Genomic DNA, 11,856 nt, shown 5'->3' on the forward strand with positions numbered 1-11,856 from the left:
TCGCCGCGCCCCCCCCGCGGGGGGGGGGGGGGGGGGGGCGCGCCCCCCCCCCCCCCCCCGCCCGCGATCAGCTCCGCTTCGCGTAGTCGCTGGCGCCGTACCAGTCGACGATGACGACGTCCTCGTCGCCGACGACCCAGGCGTCGTGGCCCTGCGGCAGGGAGCTGACCGAGCCGGGGCCGACGTCGAACTCGTTGCCGTCGGACATCTTCACGTGCAACGTCCCGGAGACGTGGTACTGGAAGTGGGGTGCCTCGCACCAGTCGGTGCCGGCGATGGGTTTGACGTCCTGGCTCCACCGCCACCCGGGGTGCAGCACGAGACGCCCGATGGTGCCGCCCGCCATCTGCAGCACCTCGGCGCGGCCGTGCTCGAACTCGCGTACGTCGTCGGGACGGTCGAAGCCGCGGCATTCGACCGCTTGTGTGCTGTGCATGGTCATGATCCGCTCCTTCCGAGCGCTACCCGACCAGCGTGTTCCCGCCGCGAAACAGGTGCCAGGGGCTTTCTGCCCCGCCCGTCACGCCGGCCCGACGGTGACGCGGAAGTTGCCGCGCTGGACGTGCATCGTCCAGAGCTTCTCGGCCAGCGCGTCCGGGGCGAACATGGGGTCTCCCCCGCCGATGGTTCCGGGAACGACCAGCTGCCCGACGTGGATCCTGGGTGCGAGGGCGTCGTGCAGCATCGTTCCGTAGGCGGACTCGCCGGCGAACGCGACGGATGTGCCAGCGACGTTGCCGTTGGGCGTCGCCGCGCTGCCGCCGTTGACCAGCAGGATCGTGCCCTTGCCCAGCTCGGTCATCCCGGGCAGCACCTGCTGCACGGCGGTGACCGAGCCGTGGAGGGAGAACTCGACGGCGGCCGCGAAGTCGTCGACACCGGTGTCGAGCACCGGACGCAGGAATTCCCTGCGCGGTGCCGGGCTGTACTGCAGGACCTCGATCGTTCCGAGATCGTCTGCGGCGGATTTCAGCGCCTCCACCACGCGTTCCCGGTCCTGCACGTCGGCGGCGTACCCGCGTGCCCGGACCCCGTCGTTGCCGAGTTCGGCGGCGAGGCGGTCGACGTTGTCCTGCGTGCGCGAGATCAACGCGGCGGAGAAGCCCTCCCGCCCGAACCGGCGCGCCGCGGAGGCGCCCAGTCCCGGACCGGCACCGATGATCGCGATGGTGGTCATGGCTCTCCTTTCATCGGACGAACGTCCGGCACGTCGTGCCCTGCCCTCGGAAGCGCCGGGCCTCCATCCAACACCTCCGAGGCCGCTCCAGCGAGTGGTCAGGCCGGTACCTCCGCGGAGAGTTCGGCCAGGGTCTCGCGGATCGCGGTCATGCGCTCGCGGTACTTCTCGACCGAGTCGAGCTTGATCTGCTCGTAGCCGCGGACCATGTCGGGCAGTTCGGCGAGTTCCAGCGCCGCGGGCAGGGTGGTTCCGCTGAGGGCGGGCAGCGCTTCTTCGACGGCCGTGCGGTATTCGACGATGAGGGCGCGTTCGACCTTGCGGACGTGGGCGTGGCCGAACGGGTCGAGGGCGCTGCCGCGCAGTCGCCGGAGTCCGCGCAGCGCGCGGAACGCGGGGCGGAACCACGGGCCCAGCGCGATCTTGCGCCGCATGCCCAGGGCCCGGAGCACGGGCGGGTGCAGCCGGTAGCTCACCCGGGCACCCGGCCCCCACTGCGCGCGGACGTCGTTCTCCAGCGCCGGGTCGAGCGAGAGCCGGGCGACCTCGTACTCGTCCTTGTAGGCCATGAGCTTGAACAGGTGGCGCGCCACCGCCTCGGTGAGCGCCGTGCTGCCCGGGACAGCCTCGGCCTCGCGGGCCCGGACCTGGTCGACGAAGCGCCGGTAGTCGGCGGCGTAGCGGGCGTGCTGGTAGTCGGTGAGCTCGTCGGTGCGGTGCGCGATCAGCTCGTCGAGGGTCATCGGCGCGGGTTCGGGAGCGGGCTCGCCCACGAGGGCGCGGCGGCCGTGGCCGAAGGCCAGCAGGTTCTCCTCGACGCGCACGCCGTTGAGGCGGATCGCCTGTTCGACCGCCTCGGCCGGCAGCGGGAGCGCCCCGGCCTGGAAGGCCGCCCCGACCAGCAGCATGTTCGCGAACTGCTCGTCGCCGAACAGCTCCAGCGAGAGCCGGTCTGCGGCGAGGTGGTGCGCCCGCGCCACGTGCTCGTCGACGGCCGAGCGGATGCTGCCCTGGTCGGGGAAGGTCGCGGTGGGGTCCACGACCATGTGCCCGGTGGGGACCTCCGCGGTGGACACGACCGCGATCGTCCGGTCCGGGCTGGTGGACTTGAGCTGGCCGGGGTCGGTGGCCACGAGGGAATCGCATCCCAGGTAGAGGTCGCACTCGCCGTCGGTGATCTTGGACGCTCGCGCGATCGGGGTGGTGCTGATCTTGACGTCGGAGACGACGGCGCCGCCCTTCTGCGCGAGGCCGGTCTGGTCGAGGGCGCGCACGTGCCTGCCGTCGATGGCCGCGGCGGTGGCCAGCACCTGGGCCACGGTCACGACGCCGGTGCCGCCGACTCCGGTGATGCGCAGGGTGAAGTCGTCGACCGGGACCTGCGGCACCGCCTCGGGCAGGGGACCCACCGGCGGCACGACCGGTGTCGCGGAACGCTTCTCGGTGTCGGGGACGACGGTGACGAACGACGGGCAGTCGCCGTCCAGGCACGAGTAGTCGAGGTTGCAGGAGGACTGGTGGATCTGCGTCTTGCGGCCGAACTCGGTGTCGACCGGGCGGACCGAGAGGCAGTTCGACTTCTGCCCGCAGTCACCGCACCCCTCGCACACCCGCTCGTTGATCACGACCTTGGTCGCCGGGGTGGGCAGCGATCCGCGCTTGCGCTTGCGCCGCTTCTCGGCCGCGCACTCCTGGTCGTGCACGAGGACCGTCACGCCCGGTTCGCGGGACAGCTCCGTCTGGACCTCGACGAGTTCGTCCCGGTGGCGCACGCTCACCCGGTCGCGGAGCACTCCGGCTCGGCGCAACGCCTTTCGCACCCGGTCCGGCCGGTCGCCCGTCACGACGATGCGGGAGACCCCTTCTGCGAGCACGGTTTCCACCAGCTGCGTCAGGCCACCGCGAGCGCCGACCGCGTCCTGCCCACCGGTCATGGCGACCGTCGAGTTGAACAGGATCTTGAACGTCATCGGCGCCCCGGCGGCCACCGCCGCCCGGATCGCGAGGCTGCCCGAGTGGGCGAAGGTCCCGTCGCCGAGGTTCTGCAGGTAGTGGGTGGTGCTGACGAAGGGCGCCATGCCGATCCAGTGCACGCCTTCGCCGCCCATCTGCGTCAGCCCGGTGACGGTGCCGACCTGTTCCTCCGGCATCAGCAGGACCATCGCGTGGCAGCCGATGCCACCGCCGACGAGCGCACCTTCCGGCGGTTTCGTCGAGGAGTTGTGCGGGCACCCGGAGCAGAAGTAGGGGGTGCGGGCGGCCAGCGGCAGCATGATCCGCTCGGGTCGCTCCGCGTCCTGTTCGGACTGAACGGGGAATCCGTTGTCGCGCAGACGTCGTCGCAGTCCGGCCCCGGCTGCGCCCGGGTCGAGCTCGCCGACGTCGCTGAACAACCGGGCACCGTGCGGGTCCCGCTTGCCGGTCACGCGCGGAGCACCCGGAAGCCCGTAGAGGATCTCCTTGAGCGCGACCTCCAGGAAGGCCCGCTTGTCCTCCACCACCACGATCTCGTCGAGCCCGCTAGCGAACTCGCGCACGATCTCCGGTTCGACCGGGATCACCGCGCCCAGCTTCAGAAGCCGGATCCCCAGGTCCTCGCAGGCCGGTTCGTCGAGGCCGAGTTCGTCCAGCGCCTGCCGCACGTCGAGGTAGGTCTTGCCGGCCGCGACGATCCCGATCCGGGCCGAGCCGGTCGCGCCGAGGATCCGGTTGACGCCGCTGCGCCGCAGGTACTCGAGCGCGATCGGCATCCTGACCTGGTTCAGGCTCCGCTCCAGCTCGGCGAGCTCGGGGCCGAGCAGGCGCGCGTGCGGGACGTGCGAGTAGGCCTGCAGGCCACCGGGAAGCCCGTCCATGTCCGGGGCGGTCCACCGGGGATCGACGTGGGCGGTGGAGGCGCCGTCGGCGACGTTGGTGGCGACCTTCATCGCCGTCCACAGCCCGCTGGCGCGGGACAGCTCGACGGCGTGCAGACCGTGGTCGATGACCTCCTGGGAGTCCGCCGGGTAGAAGGTCGGCAGTTGCAGGTCCGCCAGGGCCGGTTCGGACGAGCAGGGCACGGTGGAGGACTTCGCGCTCGGGTCGTCTCCGACGAGCGCGACGACACCGCCCTTCGGGGACGTGCCGATCAGGGCGGCGTGCCGGATCGCGTCGGTGGCCCGGTCCAGGCCCGGGGCCTTGCCGTACCAGAAGCCGGTGACGCCGTCGGTGGTCAGCTCGGCGACCTGCCCGGCGAGCTGGGTGCCGACCAGCGCGGTCGCGGCGAGCTCCTCGTTGAGCGCGGGCGCGTGCACCACGCCGTGGTCCGCCATCAGCCGGGAACGGCGCTGGATCTCCAGGTCGTAGCCGGCCAGCGGGGACCCCTCGTAACCGGTGACGTACAGCGAACCGCGGTGCCCTGCCCGCCGGTCGTGCCGGCTCCGGTCGAGCAGGGCTCGCACGAGCGCCTGCACGCCGGTCAGGTACACCGCACCGTCCTCGGCCAGGTAGCGGGCGTCGAGCGAGAACGAACCGCGGGTCGGCGTGTCGATGGTCGTGCTCAAGCCGGCACCTCTTCCAACGCGTCGAGACGAGACGCGGGTCACGTTATGCCTGGTAAACCCGGTTGTTCAACTGATTCCACACTTTCTGGTCCAACGGCCAGATTTCGCGGTGCGCCGCGTTCCAGGAACTGTGCCAACGGTCGTATCGGATGTACTTCTGGTGCACAACCGGACCTCAGCCGACGGTTCACTGATCCCTTGGCTCGCCGTGGCAGGCAAAACCGTGATCAATTTGCACAACTGGTCCAGAAATCAGCCTGACTATTTACGCATTGGACACCGGCGGTTACGTTCTCGCTCCACAACGGCCCACCCGCAGCCCTCACGACAACGACGTCCGATCGCTCATCACCGAGCGCGACACGGGGATGCCACCGCCATGACCAACAGCCTGATCCTGCTCAACACCGCGTTCGCGATCCTCGCCGCGGTACTGCTGATCACCCGGTTCCGGGTCAATCCCGTGATCGCCCTGCTGCTGAGCTCCTCCTACCTGGGGATGACCTCCGGCCTGGGCGTCGACGGGACCATCGAAGCCATCACTCGGGGTTTCGGCGATCTCATGGCCGAGATCGGCCTGCTCGTCGCCTTCGGCGTCCTCGCGGGATCGCTGCTGCAGCGGTCGGGCGCGATCGAGCGGCTGATCGAAGCCCTCCTCAAGCACATCGGGCCCAAGCGCATGCCGTACGCGCTGTCGGTGAGCGTCGCGACCGTGCTCCAGTCGATCTTCCTGGACGTGCTGGTCGTGATCGTGGCGCCGCTGGCGCGCGGACTGGGAATGCGCATCGGCAAGGCGGGCACGCCCCGGATGATCTCGGCGATGGCGATCGGCATGGAGGTCGGCGTCGTCATGGTCGTGCCGGGCATCGCCACGCTCGCCCTGGCCGGCGTGCTCGGCGTTCCGCTGGGAACCATGCTCTCGCTCGGCCTGCTCGTCGCGGTTCCCACCACCGTCATCTCGGTGGCGATCATGCAGTTCGTGTTCCGCCACGGCTGGTGGGACGAGAGCAAGGACGAGCTGCCTGCGTCCGCGGCGGCCGGCAGCGACGCCGAGAGCGCACCGGGCCCGCGTGGTTCAAGCGGTACGCAGCCGGCGAAATCCGTTGCGTCCAGCGCTGTTGCGTCCGAGACCGAGGTGACCACGACCTCCCGGCCGCCGCTGGTCCTGCTGTTCGCCCCCGTGATGGGAGCGCTGGGGCTGATCGCGACCGGTGCGATCCTCGACATCGTCGAGCTGGAGATCGCGCCGCTGGCCTTCGTGTGCGACCCGGTCATCGCGCTGCTGGTGGGCCTCATCGGCACCATCCTCGTCACCCGGCGCGCGGTGGGGAAAGCAGCGATGGACGAGGCGCTGCGCAACGGGTTCCGGGAGAGCGGGCAGATCCTCATCCTCAACGGGGTCGGCGGCTCGCTGGCGCTGACGATCGAGAACATCGGCCTCGGCGACATCCTCGGCCGGCACTTCTCGGCGAGCACCGCCTTCCCGCTGCTGATGGTCTGGGTGGTCGCAGCGATCCTGCACATCGCGGTCGGCTCGGTGTCGATCTCGGCGATCACGGCGGCCGGGATCCTCGCGCCCCTCGCGCCGATGATCGGGCTCGACGCGGTGTGGATCGCGCTGGCGGCGGGAGCGGGATCGCTGTTCGCCATCCACGTCACCAGCAACACCTTCTGGCTGTTGCAGTCGCTGACCGGACTGACCACGCGCGGCACGCTCAAGACCTTCTCGGCATCGGTCTCGGTGGCCTCGGTCGTGGCCATCGCGGTGATCGTGCCGCTGTCGATGGTGCTCGGATGAGGCGCTCAGCGGCCGAGTTCGTCGTGCAGCTTGCGGATGAGCGGCGAGATCCTCGGCATGATGCGGCGGCTCAGCACCACCTCGGTGGAGATCCGCTCGACGCCGTCCACGGCGATGATCTGCTGCAAGACTTCCTCCAGCCCCGCGTTGTCCTTGGCGACCACCCGGCACAGCAGGTCGGCGTCACCGGCGACCGCGTTCGCCTCGATGACCTCGGGAATCCGGCTGAGACCGTCGAGCGCGTGGTCCAACCTGCCCTGCGCGAGGTTGAGCCGGACGTAGGCCAAGCCCTGATAACCCATGGCGGCCGGGTCGAACTGCGGTCGCCAGCTGATCAGGACGCCGAGGCGCTGCAACTTGTCGACTCTGGACTGCACCGTCGCTCTGGCCACGCCGAGCCGGCGGGCGTACTCGCGCACACCCGCACGGGGTTCCTCGGCGATGAGCCGGAGCACGGCCATGTCCAGCGGCTCGAAGGGGGATGACATGAGGGCTCCTCCTGGGCGAGTGATCTGGCTCCTGGACGTTGGCATCCAGCATCGTCGATCTGTTGTACCAGATGCTCACCCGTTCGGTTGCTCGCTGACTCAGAAGCAACCAGGAACCAGTCCGAACGAAACCGACGAGCTGAACGAGGAGGCCCCGTTGGCCCGGACGCTGGCCGAGAAGGTCTGGAACTCCCACGTCGTGCGCACCGACGGCGCGCAGGACCTGCTCTACGTGGACCTGCACCTGCTCCACGAGATCAACACCCCGATCGCGTTCGACGGCCTGCGCGCCGCGGGACGTGCGGTGCGCCGGCCCGACCTCACCCTCGGCACCGAGGACCACCTCGTCCCGACGCAGAACCTGCTCAAGCGCATCGAAGAACCCGCGATGCGGCGGCAGGCCGCGCTGCTGGCCGAGAACTGCGCGGAGTTCGGCATCGAGGTCTACCGGCGCGGCGACCCCGAGCGGGGCATCGCCCACGTCATCGGGCCCGAGCTCGGACTCGTCCACCCCGGCATGACGGTCGTGTGCTGCGACTCGCACACCACGACGATGGGTGCGTTCGGAGCGCTGGCGATGGGCATCGGGACCTCGCAGGTCGAGCACGTGCTCGCCACTCAGACCCTGCCGCTGACCAGGCCGAAGACGATGCGGGTCACCGTCACCGGGACGCTCGGAACGGGCGTCACCGGCAAGGACCTGATCCTCGCGCTCATCGCGCAGATCGGCACTCTGGGCGCGCAGGGCCACGTCGTGGAGTACCAGGGCCCGGCGATCGAGGCGCTGTCGATGGAGGCGCGGATGACGGTGTGCAACATGACCGTCGAAGCCGGTTCGCGCGCAGGCATGATCGCTGCCGACGACACGACGATCGACTACCTCGCAGGGCGTCCGCACGCCCCCACCGGGGCCGAGTGGGAAGCCGAGGTCGCCCACTGGCGGACGTTGCGCTCGGACGACGACGCCACCTTCGACAGCGAGGTCGTCGTGGAGGGCGACGAGATCCGCCCGTTCGTCACCTGGGGAACCAATCCCGCTCAGGGCGCGCCGATCGATGCGACCGTGCCCGATCCCGCCACCTTCGCGGACCCGCAGGAACGCGCCGCGGCCACCAGGGCTCTGTCCTACATGGACCTGAGGCCGGGCACGTTCTTGCGCGACGTCGAGATCGACGCGGTCTTCATCGGTTCCTGCACCAACGGCCGGATCGAGGACCTGCGCGCCGCCGCCGACGTGCTGCGCGGTCGCACCGTCGCCGAAGGCGTGCAGGTCTACCTCGTGCCCGGCTCGGACGCGGTCCGCGGGCAAGCCGTCGCCGAAGGTCTCGACGAGGTGTTCACCGCGGCAGGGGTGCAGCTGCGCACCTCCGGGTGCTCGCTGTGCGCGGCGGTCAACGAGGACCGGCTGCGTCCCGGGCAGCGGGCCGCGTCGACCAACAACCGCAACTTCGAGGGCCGCCAGGGCAAGGGGGCGCGCACGCACGTCGTCTCCCCTGCCGTGGCCGCCGCCAGCGCCGTCACCGGCCGCCTCACCTCACCCGCGGATCTGGAGCGCTAGATGCAGGAGTTCACCGTCCACACCGGACAGGCCGCGCCGCTGCGCGCCGGTGACGTCGACACCGACCAGATCATCCCGGTCCGGTTCCTGACCCGGCTGACCAAGGCCGGTCACGGCCAGGACCTGTTCGCCGACTGGCGCGACGACCCCGATTTCGTGCTCAACGTCGAGCCCTACTCGGCCGCGACGATCCTGGTGGCCGGCCCGAACTTCGGCACCGGCTCCTCTCGCGAGGGCGCGGTGTACGCGCTCACCGACTACGGCTTCCGCGCGGTCATCGCACCGCGCTTCGGCGACATCTTCGCCGGCAACGCCCACCAGAACGGACTGCTGCCGGTGGTCGTGCCCACTCCGGTCGTCGAACGGCTGTGGCGGCTGCTCGAAGCCGAGCCCACCGCGCCGGTCACCGTCGACCTCGTCGCCCAGCGGGTTCGGGCACGCGGGATCGACGAGCCCTTCCCGATCGAGCCCGACGTGCGCGAACGCATGCTCGCCGGGCTCGACGACATCGGCCTCACCTCGCAGCACACCGACGACATCGCGGGCTACGAATCCCGACGACGTCCGGCTTTGCCCACCACCGGCAGGAGGTGGGCGGCAGGCTGCCGGTGACCGGTCAGGTGCTGCGGGCCAGGAGGGTTTCGGCGCGGAGGGCGATCTCCATGGTGAGGCGGTCCTCGGGGTCGTTGAGGCGGTCGCCGAAGAGCTGTTCCAGCTTGTTCATGCGGTAGCGGACGGTCTGCGGGTGCACGCCCAGGCGTTCGGCGAGCTCCCTGGCGCTGCCGCGCGATTGGAGCCAGACCAGCAGGGTTTCGCTCAGCCTCGCCCGCTGCTTGACCGTGAGCTCGCCGAGCGGGGCGAGGCAGTGGGCTCCGATCTGGCGGACCAGGAACTCGTCGCTGAGCAGCCACAGCGTGGTGAGGTGCTCGGCGCAGCGGGTCAGGGGGCGGTCCGGGAGGACACCGCGCTGCACCAGGTCGATGGCTTGGCGCGCCCAGCGCAGCGAGCGGGCGGCATCGCCGAGCCGGACCTTCGGGCCGATCGCGGCGCGCCTGCCGCGGAGCTCGGCCGCCAGCCCCGCCGGGTCGGCCGGTTCGTCGGGAACGAGCATGCAGGGGGTGCTGCCGTCCACGTTCGCCAGCACCTCGCCGAACGGTTGCGCGGGGTCCTGCTCCAGCTCGTCGGGGCTGGGTTCGAGGGCGACGAGGGTGACCCATTCGGGCACGTCCCACCGGGCGCTGTCGGCGAGGTCGCCGATCGTCTGCGGGGATGCCGGCGGGTCGGCCAGCAGCAGTTCCAGGAGTCGGCGCCTGCGCCGGGCCAGCGTTCCGACCTCGCGCTCCTGGGCGGTGGTGTAGCCCTCGATCGACAGCTTGGAGAGGTCGTCGACGTAGGCGAAGATCGCCTCGGCGCACAGGCACAGCAGGTCGACCTGGACGTCGAGGCGCTTGCCGAACTCAGCGAAGTGCCGCCAGGCGACCCGGCCGCCCACGCGGTAAGCGGTCTGCAGGCTCTCCAGGCCGCGGCCCGCGGCGAACTCCAGCTTGCCCAGCAGGCGGAAGTACTCCGACCAGCTGTCGACCCCGTCCTCGCCGTCGTCGCGAATGTTGTTGAGCGGCTGGATGATCGCGTGCTCGATCCCGCGCGTGAAGTACACGCCGAAGGCGGTGTCCAGGGGTTGCGCGTACTCCGGAACCACGCCCTGGATCTCCCGCACGATCGCCTTGGCCAGCGGGGCGACGTAGGGCCGGAAGCCTTCCCCGATCTCCTTCGGCAACGCGGTGAACAGCGTTCTGGCCCGGCCGTTCTCGGCGATCCCCGGCCTCATCTCGTTGTGCGATGACGGAGTCCGACGCCGGGGATCCGTCCGCTGGCCGACGCCGCCGAACTGGGTTCTCCCGCGCGACCCCCCTTCTCGGACAGCTCCGGACCCGACGTCGATCGGCATATCTCTCCCCCAAGCGCAGCGAATCGGGGCTCAACGCGTTTCATTAGATAACGCGTTCGCAATCATGAGAACATATGGACGACAGCCGGAACTGTCAACGCACCACCCTTCCGGTTTGCATGCGCACATGTCGCTTTCGGCTATTCGGGTGGCAATTCTTCTGGCCGGTGCTAATTTTGCGGATTCCACTTGTGCCGGGATGACAAAACCCGCTCACGCCGTTGCGTTCACACCGCCGAGCTCCTACTTAAGCATCACGACCAGGACTTCGCGAAGAAGATTCACATCACCGTTTTTCCCACTTTTCTCGACCGGAGACGATCGGGGCAATTGATTCAACGCGACTAATCGGTCCGTTTTGACGAATTCCCGTCGTTCCCGTAACCGAATCCACCGCGCGCGGAATTCAACCCGAGAGCCGGGGCGAGCACCGGCCACGCGGATCGCAGCTCCCGCCGCCAGTAGGGCCAATCGTGCGTTCCGTCGCCGTAGAAGTGCGCTGTCACCGCAATTCCTTCGGCCGCCAGCCGATCGGTGAAGCTCTTCGACGTGGCCAACGACGCCGACTCCAGCGGGTCCATCTGCCCCGGCGGGTCCAGCGGTCCCGTCAGCCCGTTGCCGGACGAGATGTGCACACCGATGCCGCGCAGCTCCGCCACGTGGTCGAACGGGTTGTGCTCCGACCAGATCCGGTGGTTGACCACCTCGTCCCCCCACAGCGACAGCGGGTTCAGCCCCTCCCGCACCAGGAGCCCCTTGATCACCGAGGGCGCGCCGGGGTGCAGCGTGTTCGGGATCCCGCTGAGCGACGCGGCGGCGCCGAACATCCCCCGGTGCCGGAAGGCGTAGGCCAGGGCGCCGTACCCGCCCATGGACACGCCGGCCACCGCCCGCCGGGTGCCCGCGCGGTAGCTCCGCTCCAGGATCTGGCGCAGCTCGGTGACGTGGAAGGTCTCCCAGTCCGGCGTCCCGCCCGCGCCGAAGTTCCACCACGGCGAGTACATCCCGGCCGGACCGCCGCTGGGCATGACGACCAGCACGTCCTCGTCCGCGGTGAACTCCTCGACGTCGGTGAACCACGTCCACGCCTGGTAGTCGGCCGTCTCGCAGCAGCCGTGCAGCAGGTACAGCACCGGCCAGGCCCGGTCCGGCTCCGCCGCCCAGCGGGTGGGCAGCAGCAGCCGGACCATCGCGGTTCCGCCCAGCGCGGGCGAGGCGATCTCCAGATCGACCTCCCGATCGTCCACCCTGGACTCCCGAACCACCCTCGCCCCGTCGTCCGCGGCGGCGCCGGGCGGCGCCGCCGCGCTGGAACCGGCGCCGACCAGCATCGCCGCCACCACCA

The 11,856-nt window shown here is 70.1% G+C and carries 9 protein-coding genes; 3 read left to right on the forward strand and 6 right to left on the reverse strand.

Annotation, left to right across the window (positions count from 1 at the left end; genetic code table 11):
• Nucleotides 1-67: 67 nt before the first annotated feature.
• From AB0J78_RS21610 to AB0J78_RS21620, 3 genes are all read right to left on the reverse strand, one after another.
• Nucleotides 68-442 carry a cupin domain-containing protein gene (locus tag AB0J78_RS21610; RefSeq protein ID WP_363791716.1) on the reverse strand — a complete coding sequence of 125 codons (375 nt, stop codon included), beginning with the start codon at nucleotides 440-442 and terminating at the stop codon, nucleotides 68-70.
• 78 nt (nucleotides 443-520) lie between these two features.
• Nucleotides 521-1,177: an SDR family NAD(P)-dependent oxidoreductase gene (locus tag AB0J78_RS21615; protein ID WP_363791717.1), complete on the reverse strand. Its 657-nt coding sequence runs from the start codon at nucleotides 1,175-1,177 to the stop codon at nucleotides 521-523.
• A gap of 98 nt (nucleotides 1,178-1,275) precedes the next feature.
• The gene (locus tag AB0J78_RS21620) at nucleotides 1,276-4,719 is read right to left on the reverse strand and encodes an indolepyruvate ferredoxin oxidoreductase family protein (RefSeq protein WP_363791719.1); all 3,444 of its coding nucleotides are present in this window, start codon (nucleotides 4,717-4,719) and stop codon (nucleotides 1,276-1,278) included.
• Nucleotides 4,720-5,098: 379 nt separating this feature from the next.
• Here AB0J78_RS21620 and AB0J78_RS21625 point away from each other — a divergent pair, with 379 nt between their 5' ends.
• The gene (locus AB0J78_RS21625; protein WP_363791721.1) at nucleotides 5,099-6,517 is read left to right on the forward strand and encodes an SLC13 family permease; all 1,419 of its coding nucleotides are present in this window, start codon (nucleotides 5,099-5,101) and stop codon (nucleotides 6,515-6,517) included.
• A gap of 5 nt (nucleotides 6,518-6,522) precedes the next feature.
• Here AB0J78_RS21625 and AB0J78_RS21630 read toward each other — a convergent pair whose 3' ends face one another.
• Complete coding sequence (locus AB0J78_RS21630) at nucleotides 6,523-7,005, reverse strand: Lrp/AsnC family transcriptional regulator (RefSeq protein ID WP_363791723.1); 483 nt, start codon at nucleotides 7,003-7,005, stop codon at nucleotides 6,523-6,525.
• Between the two features lie 157 nt (nucleotides 7,006-7,162).
• Here AB0J78_RS21630 and leuC point away from each other — a divergent pair, with 157 nt between their 5' ends.
• Nucleotides 7,163-8,563 (forward strand): 3-isopropylmalate dehydratase large subunit, encoded by a 1,401-nt coding sequence (leuC, locus tag AB0J78_RS21635; RefSeq protein WP_363791725.1) that lies wholly within the window; start codon nucleotides 7,163-7,165, stop codon nucleotides 8,561-8,563.
• A complete protein-coding gene (leuD, locus tag AB0J78_RS21640) occupies nucleotides 8,564-9,175 on the forward strand; it encodes a 3-isopropylmalate dehydratase small subunit (protein ID WP_363791727.1) in 612 nt (203 codons plus the stop codon).
• 4 nt (nucleotides 9,176-9,179) lie between these two features.
• Here leuD and AB0J78_RS21645 read toward each other — a convergent pair whose 3' ends face one another.
• Together AB0J78_RS21645 and AB0J78_RS21650 are read right to left on the reverse strand one after the other, a co-directional pair.
• The gene (locus tag AB0J78_RS21645) at nucleotides 9,180-10,391 is read right to left on the reverse strand and encodes a helix-turn-helix domain-containing protein (protein WP_363791729.1); all 1,212 of its coding nucleotides are present in this window, start codon (nucleotides 10,389-10,391) and stop codon (nucleotides 9,180-9,182) included.
• A gap of 464 nt (nucleotides 10,392-10,855) precedes the next feature.
• Nucleotides 10,856-11,842 carry an alpha/beta hydrolase family protein gene (locus AB0J78_RS21650; protein ID WP_363792263.1) on the reverse strand — a complete coding sequence of 329 codons (987 nt, stop codon included), beginning with the start codon at nucleotides 11,840-11,842 and terminating at the stop codon, nucleotides 10,856-10,858.
• Nucleotides 11,843-11,856 lie beyond the last annotated feature (14 nt).

Source organism: Saccharopolyspora sp. NPDC049426 (assembly GCF_040676935.1).
Taxonomy (GTDB): Bacteria; Actinomycetota; Actinomycetes; order Mycobacteriales; family Pseudonocardiaceae; genus Saccharopolyspora.